We start from the raw sequence: 16221 nt of genomic DNA on the forward strand, positions 1-16221 counted from the left end.
TGCGCTTACTGAATCTCTTTCGTTTTTCAGTGGGGCAAAGATAGAGACTTCTTACATCCCTCGCAAGTTTATTTAACATAAAATTCATTTTTGAGTAACATTTTACGCTTAACAAACTGAGAACATGTGAGAAAAATTTTAAACATTTGTTTGGAGAATGGGGATCTTGGTGGGAAAAGATGGAAATTGATGGAAAATGGGACACCTATTATATATGAGTAATGAGTAATGAGTAATGAGTAATGAGTAATGAAAGCTACACATTATATATAATACATGATCTACGTTTTAAAATTAAATTTGAAATAAGTTTTGGCTAAAGCCAAGGGAGGGTGACTTTTTAATTTGAGTGGGCTTCTATCTGTTGGATCATAATGATAGAGTATAGCATTGTTCAGATCCTTACAGGATGACAAAGATTGCGTAGAGAGAGTGATGGGAAATAAAGAGACTATATAATATATAAGTAGAAGGATTATTATGAAAGATTCTAGAATAGATTATAAAAATGATTAAAGGGAAGTTTTTTATTTTCCCACAGATGGCACAGATTTACACAGATGAATATAGATGAGATGAATAGAAATGGTTGATGCCAGGAGATTACCACCCCGTCAAAAATTCAAAGAATTTTTGACACCCCTCCAGAGGAGGGGAATGATGGAGGTCGTTCCTTAGGGATAATTGTTAATGCCATTAATTAACTCCACCCTATTACCTATTACCTATTACCTATTACCTATTACCTATTACTCATTGCTCATCATTTATAATTCTGGTCCCCTACCCTAGCCCCGATAGAAACGGTTACCCCGCAGCAAGAGTTGGAGAGTTTGAAGGTTGGAGCGGTGGGGAGCAAAGGCGTGAGGAGTATGAGTGGATAGCGGGATGAAGCTCCTGAACATTTTTAGAGGCCAAAATAAGATAAGAAGAAGCGTTATCAATATCCTGTACTTCCCGCAAATGTACACTCAGCAATAAAAAAATTAATATAAACAGGATGGTTGCTTTATAAATTCTAGATTCTATTCTAAAAAAACATATTATGGCTAATGTTTAAATAAAGAGCATGAAAAGGTAATTTTCAAATTTGAAAGAATTCATTTTTTTGCTTGAGTCTTTGAAGACTTTCTATTCTAGCATATGTTAAAAAACAGGATTTGAGTGAATATAAATCATAAAAAGCGTGACTTTTTACATTATCATTAATTAATTGATCCTTATCTATTAAGGCAATAAAGACCGTATTTATTTTTTCTTAAATGGTTGTACTATTTTTGTTAAATTTGCCGTTTTACATAGAAGTGTAAGAATATTTTATTTTTTTATATTTTTTTTAAAAAACTGCATACTTTTTGTTTATGCTAATTGCCTGAAGAAACGAATGATGTTAAACAAGACCTCTAAAAAACACTATTTTTTATTTATTTTCCTGACCATTACCAGCTTTGCACATGCTCAAAACAGGGCCAGCGGAAAGATTGTTGATGCCAAAAATAACAAGGAAGTGAGTAAAGTTGATATTTTTATCAATGATAATAAAGCTCCATCTCTTACCACTACCTCAGGAACCTTCAGTGTTCAGTCTGACAGTATTATCCAAAGACTGAGATTTACACGAAAGAATTATACTACAGAAACTATTGAAATTACTCCTGATAATGCGGAGAATATTTTTGTTCAGCTTTCCCAGGCTAAGGTGAGCAATATTCAGGAAGTAGTGATACAGGTTGGAAAGCCTAAATACAAAAGCAAAAAGGAAAACCCTGCTTATGCGATTATGCAAAAAGTATGGGCTCAGAAAAGAAATAATGGTCTGGAAAAATTTGATACCTATTCATATAAGGAATACGAAAAGACTCAATTTGATCTTAATAATATAGACAGCGCCTTCATGAAGAAGAAAATCTTCAATAAGCTGGATTTTATTTTTGATTATGCAGATTCTACTGCCAGCGGAAGACTTGGACTTCCTGTTTTCCTTAATGAAGCAGTTTATGAAAACTATGGTAAAAACAAACCTTCCAAAGACAGCAAAAGAACTCTGGTTGCTCAAAAGACCTCTGGTTTCCAGGACAACCAAGTAATTACTGTTTCCGCAAAGAATCTTTACAGGGATATCAATATTTACGATAATACTTTAAATTATTTTGATATTGGTTTTCAGAGCCCTGCAGGAACAGATGGATTCGCTACTTATGACTATAACCTTGTAGATACTATTTCTATTCGTGGAGAGAAGGCATTTCAAATAAGATATCAGCCTAAACGTAAGGATGTACTGGCATTTCAGGGAAACCTTTATATAGATACGGATACTTATGCTGTTCTGGGAGCTACTTTAAGATCAACACAAAAAATCAATGTTAACTTCGTCAACAGTGTGTATACTCAATTGGAGTATGACAATCCGGATGAAACAACATTCCTTCCAAAGAAATTAATTACTGAAGTTGAAATGAGTCCTTTTTCAAAAAAGAAAGGATCAAAAAGCATTATTGCAAAAAAATCTGTTGATTATTCTAATTACGAATTCAATATTCCTCTGGATCCTAAAGTTTTTAAACGTACAGAAGAGGAATATGAGGATAAGTTCACTGATAAAGATGATGCTTATTGGACAAAGGCAAGACCTGATACTTTATCTAAATCTGAGCAGGGGGTATACAAAATGTTGGATCAGCTTCAGCAGACTCCGAAGTTTAACCGAATGGTGAAGTTGTTTGAAACTCTTGGTTCCCGTTATTATAATGCTTTTAAAGGAGTGGATTTTGGTCCTATTTTCTCTGTATACGGAAGAAATGAGGTAGAAGGAGACAGAATAAGATTGGGGGCAAGAACCTACTTTGGATTAAATGACCCTTGGAGAGTACAGTTCTATACAGCCTATGGATTTAAAGATCACCAGGTAAAATATGGTGCAGAAGCACGGTATATGTTCAACAGACTTAACCGATTTATGATTGGTGCCGGAACCAGCAGAGATATTGTTCAGCTTGGTGGGCAGCTTACATCCGGTGATGGTGTGGCCTCACGTTCTTTATCTTCCAGTACTTTTTTTGCAAGAGGGGAGAACATTTCTTTAAGTTCTGTGAACCAGACAAGTGTTTTCGCAGCTATTGAACCATGGAAAAACGTACAGATAAGAGTTGACGGAGTTATGCAGAGTATTAAGTCTGCCATTCCGGAGAAATTCAATCTTATGTACTATCAGCCGGATGGACAATTAAGAAAAACGGTAAATGACTCTCATGTTACCATCAGTTTAATTGCAAAACCAGGTGCAAGGTTTTCTCAAACCGGAATTGACCGATACCAGGCAAAAAACCTGGCCCCGACTATTGTTTTAAGATACACCAGAGGTATTGAAGGATTATTTAATGCTGATTTCAACTATGACAAGCTACAGTTTATGTTATACAAACCGTTTTTGATCGGGACATTAGGGAAAACTATTGTTAATTTTGAAGCGGGAAAAAACTTCAATACTGTTCCTTTGGCTTTACAGAATATTATTCCGGCTAACCTTTCTTATGGTTTGGCTCAGAATACATTCTCACAGCTTAATTATTACGAGTTTGTAGCAGATGCTTATACTACCCTTCACCTGGAACACCACTTCAACGGTAAAATACTGTCTTATATCCCTTTAATTAAGAAGCTAAAATTTAGAGAGGTTGCTTTTATCAGAGCGGCGTATGGAACTTTGAGCGAAGCATCTAAAGCAATTAATGTCGAAGGATTTAAATATTCAGCTCCAAGCGATCATATTTATTATGAATATGGATTCGGAATTGAGAATATTGGTATTGGAAACCTCAGACTTTTCAGGGTAGATTTCAACTGGAGAGGAAATTATCTAGACAGACCCGGTATTTCAAAATTTGGTGTTAAAGCCGGACTTCAGGTAGGATTTTAAACAACAAAATAATATATAAAATTAGGGCGGCTTCTTTGAAGCCGCCCTAATCTATTTTAAACAATATAATTTTAATAAGTCTGGCAACCGCATGGTTCCAGCAACATATTCAGACAGTGCGTTTTTTGTTCTGCAGGCAATCACCTAATTCCTGACAGGAGCAAGGCAAAATTAACCCAGTTCTCTCAACATCTGATTTCAAACTGATTCTTTGTTATTCTTTTATGATTGCTCATATTGACAAAGAACAATTTGTATTAAATACACTCACAAGGCTCTTCAAAAATATTACTTGGGCAATGTAGCTTCTGCCATGCAGTCCATTTGCACCATGCATTACAAGAACTTGCTACAGGAGGGCATGTACCTGCTCCACCATTAATTTCTTTCAGATTTCTTTTTGTTAGCTTTTTCAAATTTTTCATAGTTATTTAGTTTTAATTCATAGCCTTCTTTAAATACTTTCCGGCTTATGCAGTTGATTAATTGTTTGACAATTAGCAAATATATAAATATTTCACAAAATAAGGAATATTTATAAAATTATCTGGATATAAAGTGTAATAAAAAAATCAATCATCTTATATCCAGATATTAGTAGCGATACCTTAAAATATAAAAACCACAGCTTCAAAAAAACAGTGGTTTTTTATATTTATATTTTATCTGTCTGTTAACAGGGATCACAAAGTTCTCCAAGCAAACAATGTGACTTTTGCCATGGGGTCCACCCACACCATTCAACACATGTATCCGTTATAGGAGGACAATAAATAGCTCCCCCGTTAATACTTTTCAAACTTCTTTTTGTAAGCCTTTTAAAATTTTTCATAGATATATTTTAATTTATAGATCATACATCACAAATTAGCAATTACATGGCATTTCATCTATAACTGCTTTGGCACAATGAGCTTTTTGCCAGGCCGACCATCCACACCATTCGCTGCACCATGAAGCAGGAATTGGACATGTCTCTCCCCCAGCAATTGTTTTCAACTGTCTTTTTGTTAATTTTTTTAGATTTTTCATATTATTTAGTTTTAATGTGTTGCCTACTCTATATGCTTTTCGGCTTCCGCAACTGATTTGTTATTTGAATTACAACAAATATAAAAATATTTCACTTTCTATAGAATATTTATAAAAAATTAACTTTTGGGTATAAAAACAAAAAAGCCTCAGCATTTTGCTGAGGCTTTAATTTTTATAAAACGCTTAAAATTATGCGTTTGGTTCTACAGATACGAAAGATCTGTTGTTTGCTTTCTTTCTGAAAACTACTTTACCGTCTACTAATGCAAACAAAGTGTGGTCTTTACCGATACCAACATTATCACCTGGGTGGTGTTGAGTACCTCTTTGTCTAACAATAATATTTCCTGCAATAGCAGCTTGTCCTCCGAAAATCTTCACACCTAATCTTTTAGAGTGAGACTCTCTACCGTTCTTGGAACTACCGACTCCTTTCTTGTGTGCCATTTTATTACTGGATTATTTGTTAAGTGCTTTAAATTGATCAATATTCTTAATGATAGCAGCATCAACTTCTTCATGAGTAAGAATATTCTTTTCTAATTCAACTTTAACTGCTTTACCTAAAGTAATTAAAGTTTCTCTGTTCTCTTTAGACTGAGACAAGTTGTTTTTCTTTAAGTGATAGTTCAACTCGTGATCTTCGCTAAAGTTAACAGTTGCGTTGTCAGAAAGAACCTCAGACTTTACAGTTTCTTTTTTAGCAGCTTTTTTAGCTCCTCCTTCAAATCCTGTAATACCAGTGATTACGATTTGAGTTAAAGATTGTCTGTGACCGTTTTTCACTTTGTAACCTTTTCTTCTTTTCTTTTTGAAAACGATTACTTTATCAGCTTTAACATGGTCTAGGATCTCTGCCTCCACAGTGATACCGCTTACAGCTGGGGCGCCTACAGTGATTGCTCCGTTTACAGTAAGAAGAACTTTATCGAAAGAAACTTTTCCTCCTTTGTCTCCTTTTAAACGGTTCACAAACAACTTCTGGTCTTGCTCAACTTTGTATTGAAGCCCTGCTATTTCTACAATTGCAAACATTGTTTATAAATTTTTAGTTATTTCGAGGTGCAAATATACAAATAAAATTCTAAACACCTTACAATCAAAGCAATGTTTTTTATTTAAAAATTATATTCACTATGTTTTGAATAATTTTTACTACTAAAGTGCTCATACATAAAAGATAATTTCTTACCTTCGTTTTACCAACTAAATAATTATATGAAAAGAAACTTTAATCTCTGCTTAATTGCAGGCGCCATTGCTGCAACATTCCTGACAGCATGTAGTGATGACAAAATGGAAGAGACTGTTCTTCCTCAACAGGAAAGCCTTAGTGCAAAAATTGAACAACCAGGAGTTACTGAAAAAAGTTGCTCTTATGTGGACAACTACTGGAGCTCAAGCTCTGTTTTAATGACCGGACTTCAGAACTCCACAGACACCAATTTTATGAATGCCCAAATGACTAAAATTGCGAGTTTATGGGGAAGAAGTAATCCTACTCTGAGATTTGTAAACGATCCATCCAATTTCAATTCAACCTACAATGCTATTTCCTACTCTACAGGAAAAATCTATTATGGGTATGCTATCTATTATGATGCAAAAGCAAAAGGCGGAGATATTGTGAATGCAATGATTCTTGCTCATGAATATGGACACCAATTACAATATATATTTGGACTTCCTTCAGTAAACGAAAATACAGCAAGACCTAATGAGCTTGAAGCTGATGGGTTTGCAGGATATTATTTAAGAAGACCAAATGGTTATAACAAAACCAATTTCTCTGAAATTGCTGCAGCTTATGAATTTGCACAAAGCATCGGAGATTATCAAACATCAGATCCTGGACACCATGGAACACCTGCACAAAGAAGATCAGCAGTTCGTTTAGGTTTCCTTTTAGGGCAGTATGATCTTAATGCGTCCAATTTCGATTACAACTTCTTCTATTATTATCAGGGAGTTCTTAACGGAACTTACAAAATGGCTAAAAACACTGTAAACCCGGAAATCGACGCTTACATGAGCCAATATATAGATGAGCTGAGAAAAATTCAGTCTGGAGAAATTTCAGCAGAAGAATTTAAGCATCTTCAATAAAGAAACATTCATTTTTAGCATATTTAAGAAAGGAGGCAGACGATTACAGGTTCTGCCTCTTTTTATTTGTCTTGAAAAATAACAGAAGTTTATTTACTTTTGACCCCATATCCAATAATAATGAACAGAGATCTCTATATTGACTTCGCCAAAGGACTGGCTACCCTATCCATTATCTTTATCCATACGGCTTTCTGGTCAGGACAATTTTATATTCCTGCAGAAGTAAGAGTCTTTTCTCTTGTTTTTGATGTTGCCTTATTTTATGCTTTAAGTGGAATCACTTCCGGAGCTAATATTGAAAAGACTTTTTACAGATTACTCAAACTGCAGATTACTTACATGATCTTTGTAACTTTTCTGTTTTTCTTAGACTATTTCTTTAAAGTATTTGGACTCACCTTCTTTTCATTAGAGTGGCTGCAAAGCTTTTACTCAACATTTGGATCAAAATATTCCACCACCAGTATTTCCATCATGCCTCAATGGCAAAACTTAGGCAACTGGTACCTTCATCAGTACACCAATGCTGATACATTTCCTGTTGTTATGGGAAGCTTCTGGTATTTAAAAGTCTATTATATTCTTACCGTTCTTGGAGTATTAATACTAAGGTTTTTCCCAAGACATATCAATTGGTTCATTGGACTTTGTATTGGATTAACATTATTATTCAACATCTTCCCGGAATATTATCCAACAGGACAGGTAGGCTACGTAGCCTTTTATATGGCAGTATTCTTAATCGGAAACAGAATGCGTGGAAAAAAATCCCAACCAAAATTATTCCTGTACTATACTCACTTGTAGCCTTAGCATTAGCATGGATGTTTTGGTATTACGGAAATGAAATCTTCTATAAAATCAATAAAAATAAATTCCCACCACAGATTCCTTATATCATTTGGGCACAGTTCTCACTGGTTACATTATTTGTTCTTTACAACAGATTAAAAATAACCAAGGAAAATTTCATTACTTATATTGGTAAAAATGCTATTTTCTTCTATTTTGCACAGGGAATAAGCTCATCCTTAGTTTATTTTCTGGTAGTTCCATTGAAAGAAAACATGCCATGGTGGATTTTAATGGTTATCATTTACGTCATTAATATTGCTTTAGCATTTGCTATTTCAGCAGGATTGAAAAAAGTAGATGCATTAGGATGGAATATTCTTGAGTTCTTAAGAAATAAAACAGCTATTAAAGACTGATTATCTTATAATATATCCTGGAAAGTACAGTATTTATAAATGATTACAGTCTACTGATTACATAAAACCCAACAGAAAGCAAATTCTATCTATCAAGAAGCATTAAATATCTCTAATTTATATTAAATTTACAAAAATTTTAAAACATGTTTAAGTTGAAACTCCCAACCGATCCAAGGTGGGCAAACATTGCAGAAGGAAACATCGAAGAAATTTTAACAGACCATGCCTGGTGTGAGCAAAAAGCAGCCACCAATGCCATTGGTTTAATCACTATGCTTCCTGAATATCCGGAGATTGTTACAGAACTTCTAGCTATTGCCCAGGAAGAACTGGATCATTTTAACCAGGTTCATGAGATCATTAAAAAGAGAGGTTATAAGTTTGGAAGAGCAAGAAAAGATGATTATGTGAACGAACTGTCCAAATTTATCATCCAGGGAAGCAGAGAAGATCTTATTGTAGACAAAATGCTTTTTGCTGCGATGATTGAAGCAAGAAGTTGTGAAAGATTCAAGGTTCTTACTGAAAACATCAAAGATGAAGAACTTAAAGTCTTCTATAAAGAACTTATGATTTCTGAAGCAAACCATTATACAACCTTCATTGGATTTGCAAGACAGCTTGGAGATCCAGAAAAAGTAAATGAAAGATGGGATGCATGGTTAGAATATGAAGCCAGTATCATTAAATCTTACGGAAATAAAGAAACTATCCACGGATAAAATATAAAACAGTAAAGAAGAAACCTTGAAGAAGCCAAGCTTTGAAAATATTGCCAATCTATTCCTGAAGAATTTTTTTCAGGGACTGGTTATTATTGGACCAATAGGACTGACAATTTTTGTAATCTGGTATATTGTAAGTGCAATAGACAACCTTGTCCCTTCACTTGCCAAACAGATTCCGGGGCTTGTTTTCGTTTCAATTATATTACTTACGGCTATTTTGGGTTATCTGGGTAATAAGTTTGTAGTGGGAAGATTCTTTTTCGACACTATGGACAGCTTACTGGAAAAAACACCTGGAGTAAAGCATATTTATACTCCTACCAAGGACGTTATGTCCTCATTTGTGGGCGACAAGAAAAAATTCAACGATCCTGTATGGGTAAAAACCAATGAAAATCCGGAGATCTGGAGAATTGGTTTTTTAACCCAAAAAGAAATGTCGGACGTTGACAAGCATAATTACGTTGCGGTATATTTACCCCATTCCTATGCAATTTCGGGCTGGGTAATTGTTACTGAAGAAAAAAACATCAAACCTGTAGTGGGTATGACTGCAGCTTCTGCTATGAAGTTTGCGGTAAGCGGCGGTGTAGCCGGATTCCATTCTGATGAAAATATATTTAAAGCTCCGGAATAACTCCTGTTCCACTTTAGATGTACATTGATGAATTTGAAAATTATTTTCAAACAGATTTTTCTTTTACACACAATTTAAAAACATACCAACCCATGAATTTACCGTACGCGGAACCTTTCCGCATTAAAATGGTGGAAGAAATCTACCAATCCACAAGAGCTGAAAGAGAACAATGGCTTAAAGAAGCTAATTATAATCTCTTCAATTTAAAATCTTCACAAGTTTTTATCGATCTTTAACCGATTCCGGAACCGGTGCCATGTCTGACAGACAATGGGGAGCATTGATGACCGGAGACGAAAGCTATGCAGGTTCACGTTCTTTTGAACAACTGCAGAACAGTGTTGAAAAAATTACCGGATTCAAATATCTGTTACCTACTCACCAGGGAAGAGCTGCTGAAAATGTACTTTTTTCCGTATTGGTGAAGGAAGGAAATGTAGTTCCCGGAAATTCGCATTTCGATACTACAAAGGGACACATCGAGTTTAGAAAGGCTCATGCCATAGACTGTACCATTGATGAAGCTTTTGATATTAATAATCCACATCCTTTCAAGGGGAATATCAACCTTGAAAAGCTGGAAGCAATTTATAAAAGTCATCCTAAAGAAAACATCCCTTTCTGTCTGATTACCATTACCTGTAATTCTTCTGGAGGACAGCCTGTTTCTCTGGAAAACATGAAAGCTGTAAAAGCCCTTTCTGATCAATATGGAATTCCTGTATTCTTTGATTCTGCAAGGTTTGCAGAGAATGCTTATTTTATTAAGAAAAGAGAGCAGGGCCAGGAAAACAGAACCATCAAAGAGATCTGCAAAGAAATTTTCTCTTATGGTGACGGAATGACAATGAGTTCTAAAAAAGATGGATTAGTAAATATCGGTGGTTTTATCGCCTTAAATAATGAAGAAGTCTTTAGAAAAGCTTCTAATTTTACAATTATCTATGAAGGATTCATTACCTATGGTGGAATGGCCGGAAGAGATATGGCTGCATTAGCTGTAGGTCTTGATGAAGCTACAGAATTTGCTTATCTGGAAAGCAGGATTTCTCAGGTAGAATATCTTGGAAATAAATTAATTGAATACGGAATTCCGGTACAGAAACCCATTGGAGGGCATGCTGTATTCATTGATTCTTTAAATTTCCTTCCTAATGTTACCCGTGAGGAATATCCTGCACAGACTCTAGGTCTTGAAATTTATAAGGAAGCAGGGATCAGAACTGTAGAGATCGGCACTTTACTGGCAGACAGAGATCCGGAAACAAGACAAAACCGCTATCCAAAACTGGAACTGGTACGCCTTGCAATCCCTAGAAGAACATATACCAACAATCATATGGATTATATTGCTGCAGCTATAAAGAATGTATATGAAAGACGCGAAGAAATCGCAAAAGGATATAAAATTACCTGGGAACCGGAAATATTAAGACATTTTACAGTACAGCTTGAAAAAGCATAAAATAACAACAAAACCGGAATTCATTTCCGGTTTTTTTATGCAGTTTATTAATAAATCAGATATTTCTCTCAAAACATCGCCTTCATCCTATTATATTTCTTATGCTTTTCGTTTTATTTTTCAAAAATCAAGAATCAAATTAATTTATTTTTTAAAAATAATGAATGATTTTAATTTACTTTTGTACTCACAAAAAAACAGACCGAAAAGTATTTAAACACCAACCTGAAAAAAACCATTATTCCGAACATGAACAAAATTGCTGTCGTGGGCGCTGGTATTTCCGGCTTAAGCATGGCGAATTATCTCGAAAAACACAATATTGATTACCACATTTACGAAAGAAGGAAAAAGGAAGATCTGGCAGGCCATGGATTTCTTATTCCGCAGGAAGGCATTGAGTATCTTACCCAAATCATAGATACAGCTCTCCTTTTTGAACACGGAAGTTTTCTGAAAAAATATATCCAATACTCCCATACAGGAAAAAAACTTGCAGAAAAGGACCTCAACAATGTATTTGCTATTTCCAGGCAGGCACTCATTCAACTTTTGTCCGGAAATATATCTTCTGAAAAAATATCATATAATACAGCTATAATTTCTTCTGATATAGAAAAAGGAAAACCGAAACACTCTGACGGAACAGATATAGAAGCTGACGTAATTATTGTTTCGGATGGTTCTAAAAGCCGCATCAGAAGATCTCTTTTCAAGGATGAAAAAATGAGACAGGTACAGGAAAATGAGGTTGTAAACATTATTCAGAATGAAGAAATAGCAGCTTCTATTGAAAATGATTTCATAAAATTCCATCATGATCAGGGCGGACTTACTTTTGGAATTCTCAAACTTTCTCACGATACTATTCTTTGGTATTCTCAGTTTGACAATGAAAAATATAAAATCAACGAGTGCACGTCAGACAACCTGAAGAAATATATGCTTGATGTTTTTGCAGACTGGTACCCCTTGGTTCCTTCAATTATCCAAAAATCAAGTTATGAACATGTACATTTATGGTGTGTTTATGAGCTGGAAGAACTTAACCCTTTTTACAAAGACAATATAGCATTTATAGGCGATGCAGCACATCCGCTCATTCCTTTTACAAGCCAGGGAGTCACCTCAGCATTAAAAGACTCCTATACACTGACGAAATATCTAGTTGAGGAACAAACTTTTTCAGAAGCTTTTCAAAAATATGAAGCAGAAAGAAAGCCTGAGATTGAAACCCATATCAATAATGGAAGAATATTATTGAATCAATTCCTTCTCCCGACAGACCAACAGACAGACAATATTTTACCCATATCCTATAAATAAATATGTTTACCAATAACGATATCAATTTTGAAGCTCTAAAAAGAAAAGCCTATAACGGAAGATGGGCAACACTGGAAGAGGGAATTATCCCTTTAACAGCTGCCGACCCTGACTTTAGAACCGCTCCTGAAATAGAGCAGGGAATCATAGAATACATAAAAGACGGTTATCTGAGCTACGGCCCATTCTCTGGGCTTCCTGAATTTAAGAAAAGTGTTGCAGATCATTTTAATCAGGAAAAGCATGGAAGTTTTTCATCTGAAAACGTTCTGGCCGTTAACAGTGCCGCACAGGGAATGTTTCTGATCGCCAAATATGTTTTAAAACCTGGTGATGAAGCGATCATTCTGGATCCTGTAGATTTTTTATTTAAGAAATCTGTAGAAACGGCTGGTGGAGCAGTGAAACTATGCCCTGTAAATACTCAAACCGGAGAGATTGATTTTGAAAAATTGGTTTCTTTAATCAATCCCAAGACAAAACTGATCAGTATCTGTAATCCGCATAATCCGCTTGGTAAAGTATATTCCAAAGAGGTTTTAAAAAAGGTTTCCGAGATTGCTTCAGCTCATGATTTATGGGTAATGAGTGATGAGATTTGGAGTGATATTATTTATGATAACAGAGATTTCTATACTTATTCATCGGTATCTGAAGAAGCCAAAAGAAAAAGTTTTACGGTTTATGGATTTTCGAAGTCTTTTGGAATTGCTGGACTAAGAATTGGCGCTGTTCTATGTAACGATCAGGAAATCTTAGAAGATTTTACAGAGAAATCCAATTTCAATTCTACTATAGAAGGTGTTTCCACTCTATCACAAATTGCTGGAAGTGTGGCACTGGAAAAAGCGAAACCTTGGTACAGAGAATTTTTAAATCATCTACAGCAAAACAGGGATCTGGCCTTTCAGCTTCTGAACGGATCAGGGCTTGTAACACCTAATCTTCCTGAAGCTACTTTTGTATTATTTCCGAAGATTGAAAATGGAATGTCAAGCGACCAATTTGCCCAACATGTTCTGCAACACGGAAAAGTAGCGATTGTTCCCGGTTCAGAAAGGTGGTTTGGAAAAGGAGCTGAGGGACACATCAGAATATGCTTCTCTACTTCACAGGAAATTCTTGAAGAAGGACTTAAAAGAATCATTAACAGCTTTTAAGATTAAAATTTTTCGTTAAATTAAATATTTTAACTATTATTTTACTTTCATTTGAGATAAACAATATTAAATTAAGACATTCATAACAAATATTTAATTTAAGTATTGATTTAAAAATAAATATTGATAATTTTGAGTTATCCATCACTCAAAATTATCAATATGAAGATAAAATACATAAGCGTCATTTTTCTCACAGCATCTTCTCTGTCTTACGCTCAGCAGATAAAAGATACGCTGGCAAAAGAATCAAAAATAGACGAGGTTGCCATTACCGGAAGCCGGAACAAGAAAAGAACCGTTATTAATACCCCCGTTCCCATTGATGTTATAGATATCAAACAGGTAAGCCAGTCTACGGGGCAGGTGGAAGTGAATCAGCTACTGCAGTTTTCTGCTCCTTCCTTTAATTCTAACAAACAATCAGGATCTGATGGAGCTGATGCAGTAGACCCGGCTACCTTAAGAGGGCTCGGCCCGGATCAGACTCTTTTGCTCCTTAACGGAAAAAGATATCATCAATCTTCATTGATTAACCTTTTTGGAACCAAAGGAAGAGGAAATACCGGATACGATATGAATACAATTCCTATTGGAGCCATTAAACGTGTAGAAGTACTTCGTGACGGAGCTTCGGCTCAATATGGTTCGGATGCTATTGCCGGGGTAATCAATGTTATCCTTAATGACCGTGACAAAGGTTTTGAAGGGAATGCTTTCTATGGAATGAACCTTTTTAAAAGTCCGGGAGATAAGGATGTGGTTTCAGATCATAAGGTAGATGGAATTACGTTTGATTTCAGTGGAAATCTGGGAACAAAGATTGGAAATAAAGGTGGTTTCGGAAATTTCACTGCAGAATTTGTCAACAAGGATTACGCCATCAGAAATGCAAATCCTGATCTGTACAATGCACCAAGACAACGTTTCGGAGATGCTAAGGCTCAAAATGTTTATTTCTTCGGAAATATTGAACTTCCATTAACCGATGGGCTGAAGTTTTATTCCCGCCAGGGCTTCTCACACAGAAATACCAAAGCTTATGCATGGACAAGAACCCCTGAAGCCAATGGTAATATCCCTGAAATCTATCCGATGGGGTTTGATCCTATTGAAGATACCAGCATCACTGATTTTACCTTTGATAACGGTTTAAAATTCAAAGTAGCCAATTGGGATGTAGACTTTTATAATGCGTTTGGAAATAACCGGTTCACTTATGATATTACCAATACGGTTAACGCAACTTTAGGACCTAAATCTCCGACTCAATTTTATGCAGGTGGGCATTCATTGCTACAAAATACAACAGGCTTTAATGCTGTAAGACAGTTTAAGGTCCTTGAGGGATTGAATATTGCCTTTGGGTCCGAATTCAGATATGAAAAATTCAATATCATTAAAGGTGAAGAAGCTTCCTATACAATGTATGACATCAATGGAAATCCTGTAACCCCTAATACTCCAGATAATTTACTGGTGACCAACCCTCTTGCTGATCCAAATGACAATATAAGACCGGGAGGTTCGCAGGGATTCCCTGGCTATTCTACAGACATTGGTAAAAACAGGAACAATTTTGCAGCTTATGTAGATACAGAACTGGACATTACTAAAAACTGGATGATCAGTATAGCCGGAAGATTCGAGAATTACAATGATTTCGGAAGCACTTTAAACGGTAAGTTTGCCACCCGATATGCCTTTACTCCACAATTTGCATTCCGTGGATCTGTCTCTACAGGATTCAGAGCCCCTTCTCTTGCACAGAAGTATTACAGCCAGCAGTTCACGAACTTCCAGGGCGGTAAATTGGTTACCATTCAGCTGGCTTCAAATGACAGCGATCTCGCCAACAGACTGGGTATTGAACAGCTAAAACAGGAGACTTCTGTAAACGGAAGCGCTGGATTTACTTTTAACACAGGGAAATTCACTGCAACAATTGATGGATACTATATCAGAGTAAAAAACAGAATTGTTCTGACAGGAAACTTTTCTAGAGACGACCTTCCTACCGATGTTCAGGCTGACTATCCTTATATTGACCAGGCTCAATTCTTTTCCAATGCCATTGATACCAAGACTAAAGGGATTGATGTTATTTTAAGTTACAGCGAAAATTTAGGCTCAGGAAAATTAACGGCAACATTAGCCGGAAACTATAATGATATGGAAATTACCAAAGTTAATACTTCACCCAAATTACAAGGTAAAGAAGATGTCTATTTAAGTCTCAGAGAAAGAGCCTTTATCCTTGCTTCCGCTCCTAAAACCAAGATTAACCTCAACCTCAACTATAAAATCAAAAAGTTCAATGCAAATCTTCAGCTGGTAAGGTTTGATAAGGTTACCTTAATTGGATATGATGATGCAGAGCAGGTTTACAATCCTAAAGTAACAACAGATATCTCTTTTGGATATGAGATTTCAAACAACCTCAACTTTACTTTGGGAAGCAAAAATATCTTCAACAGATATCCAACCTTACAAAAAACACAGGTAAGTGAAGGAAATACAGAAGCCGGGGGAATTTTTGATCCGGTACAGATGGGATTTGCAGGAAGACAGGTTTTTGCCAGACTTAATTTTAAGTTTTAATAAGGTCGGAAGCTGGAAGCTCCT

At 35.5% G+C, this 16221-nt stretch carries 12 protein-coding genes and 2 pseudogenes; 9 read left to right on the forward strand and 5 right to left on the reverse strand.

The features are described from left to right. The first annotated feature begins 1384 nt into the window (after positions 1-1384). Positions 1385-3919: a DUF5686 family protein gene (locus BOQ64_RS16110; RefSeq protein ID WP_228448422.1), complete on the forward strand. Its 2535-nt coding sequence runs from the start codon at positions 1385-1387 to the stop codon at positions 3917-3919. 257 nt (positions 3920-4176) lie between these two features. Here BOQ64_RS16110 and BOQ64_RS23145 read toward each other — a convergent pair whose 3' ends face one another. The 5 genes from BOQ64_RS23145 to rplU all read right to left on the reverse strand — a co-directional run bounded on the left by BOQ64_RS23145 (position 4177) and on the right by rplU (position 5989). Then, positions 4177-4344, reverse strand: a complete 168-nt coding sequence (locus tag BOQ64_RS23145; protein ID WP_164975823.1) for a bacteriocin-like protein — start codon at positions 4342-4344, stop codon at positions 4177-4179. Between the two features lie 248 nt (positions 4345-4592). Then, entirely contained in the window at positions 4593-4751 is a 159-nt protein-coding gene (locus BOQ64_RS24900) for a bacteriocin-like protein (RefSeq protein WP_410494481.1), read from the reverse strand. A 35-nt stretch (positions 4752-4786) separates the two neighbouring features. Beyond that, positions 4787-4951, reverse strand: coding sequence for a bacteriocin-like protein (locus BOQ64_RS24905; protein WP_129058788.1), 165 nt, complete (start codon positions 4949-4951; stop codon positions 4787-4789). A 192-nt stretch (positions 4952-5143) separates the two neighbouring features. Further along, entirely contained in the window at positions 5144-5401 is a 258-nt protein-coding gene (rpmA, locus tag BOQ64_RS16120; RefSeq protein WP_027372929.1) for a 50S ribosomal protein L27, read from the reverse strand. 12 nt (positions 5402-5413) lie between these two features. After that, a complete protein-coding gene (rplU, locus tag BOQ64_RS16125; protein ID WP_129058789.1) occupies positions 5414-5989 on the reverse strand; it encodes a 50S ribosomal protein L21 in 576 nt (191 codons plus the stop codon). Positions 5990-6172: 183 nt separating this feature from the next. Here rplU and BOQ64_RS16130 point away from each other — a divergent pair, with 183 nt between their 5' ends. The 8 genes and pseudogenes from BOQ64_RS16130 (at position 6173) to BOQ64_RS16165 (ending at position 16197) form a co-directional block, all read left to right on the forward strand. After that, on the forward strand, positions 6173-7060 hold the full coding sequence (locus BOQ64_RS16130) for a metalloprotease (RefSeq protein WP_129058790.1): 888 nt from the start codon (positions 6173-6175) through the stop codon (positions 7058-7060). Positions 7061-7180: 120 nt separating this feature from the next. Next, positions 7181-8274 (forward strand): annotated as a pseudogene (locus BOQ64_RS16135) (acyltransferase family protein). A 146-nt stretch (positions 8275-8420) separates the two neighbouring features. Then, positions 8421-8999, forward strand: a complete 579-nt coding sequence (locus BOQ64_RS16140) for a tRNA-(ms[2]io[6]A)-hydroxylase (protein WP_129058791.1) — start codon at positions 8421-8423, stop codon at positions 8997-8999. 25 nt (positions 9000-9024) lie between these two features. After that, positions 9025-9642, forward strand: coding sequence for a DUF502 domain-containing protein (locus BOQ64_RS16145; RefSeq protein WP_129058792.1), 618 nt, complete (start codon positions 9025-9027; stop codon positions 9640-9642). Between the two features lie 92 nt (positions 9643-9734). Beyond that, positions 9735-11110, forward strand: a pseudogene (locus BOQ64_RS16150) (tryptophanase). Between the two features lie 249 nt (positions 11111-11359). Continuing rightward, a complete protein-coding gene (locus BOQ64_RS16155) occupies positions 11360-12436 on the forward strand; it encodes an FAD-dependent monooxygenase (protein ID WP_129058793.1) in 1077 nt (358 codons plus the stop codon). A 2-nt stretch (positions 12437-12438) separates the two neighbouring features. Further along, a complete protein-coding gene (locus BOQ64_RS16160; protein WP_129058794.1) occupies positions 12439-13596 on the forward strand; it encodes a pyridoxal phosphate-dependent aminotransferase in 1158 nt (385 codons plus the stop codon). Between the two features lie 162 nt (positions 13597-13758). After that, positions 13759-16197, forward strand: a complete 2439-nt coding sequence (locus BOQ64_RS16165; protein WP_129058795.1) for a TonB-dependent receptor plug domain-containing protein — start codon at positions 13759-13761, stop codon at positions 16195-16197. The last annotated feature ends 24 nt before the right edge of the window (positions 16198-16221 follow it).

The sequence above is a fragment of the Chryseobacterium sp. CH25 genome, from assembly GCF_004119455.1.
Taxonomy (GTDB): domain Bacteria; phylum Bacteroidota; class Bacteroidia; order Flavobacteriales; family Weeksellaceae; genus Chryseobacterium.

Excerpts from the sequence above, each read along its gene's own strand:
- BOQ64_RS16160 (WP_129058794.1), top strand. The coding sequence starts at position 12,439 with ATGTTTACCAATAACGATATCAATTTTGAAGCTCTAAAAAGAAAAGCC.
- BOQ64_RS16155 (WP_129058793.1), top strand. The coding sequence starts at position 11,360 with ATGAACAAAATTGCTGTCGTGGGCGCTGGTATTTCCGGCTTAAGCATG.
- BOQ64_RS24905 (WP_129058788.1), bottom strand. The coding sequence starts at position 4,951 with ATGAAAAATCTAAAAAAATTAACAAAAAGACAGTTGAAAACAATTGCT.
- BOQ64_RS16140 (WP_129058791.1), top strand. The coding sequence starts at position 8,421 with ATGTTTAAGTTGAAACTCCCAACCGATCCAAGGTGGGCAAACATTGCA.
- rplU (WP_129058789.1), bottom strand. The coding sequence starts at position 5,989 with ATGTTTGCAATTGTAGAAATAGCAGGGCTTCAATACAAAGTTGAGCAA.
- BOQ64_RS24900 (WP_410494481.1), bottom strand. The coding sequence starts at position 4,751 with ATGAAAAATTTTAAAAGGCTTACAAAAAGAAGTTTGAAAAGTATTAAC.
- rpmA (WP_027372929.1), bottom strand. The coding sequence starts at position 5,401 with ATGGCACACAAGAAAGGAGTCGGTAGTTCCAAGAACGGTAGAGAGTCT.
- BOQ64_RS16110 (WP_228448422.1), top strand. The coding sequence starts at position 1,385 with ATGATGTTAAACAAGACCTCTAAAAAACACTATTTTTTATTTATTTTC.
- BOQ64_RS23145 (WP_164975823.1), bottom strand. The coding sequence starts at position 4,344 with ATGAAAAATTTGAAAAAGCTAACAAAAAGAAATCTGAAAGAAATTAAT.
- BOQ64_RS16130 (WP_129058790.1), top strand. The coding sequence starts at position 6,173 with ATGAAAAGAAACTTTAATCTCTGCTTAATTGCAGGCGCCATTGCTGCA.
- BOQ64_RS16165 (WP_129058795.1), top strand. The coding sequence starts at position 13,759 with ATGAAGATAAAATACATAAGCGTCATTTTTCTCACAGCATCTTCTCTG.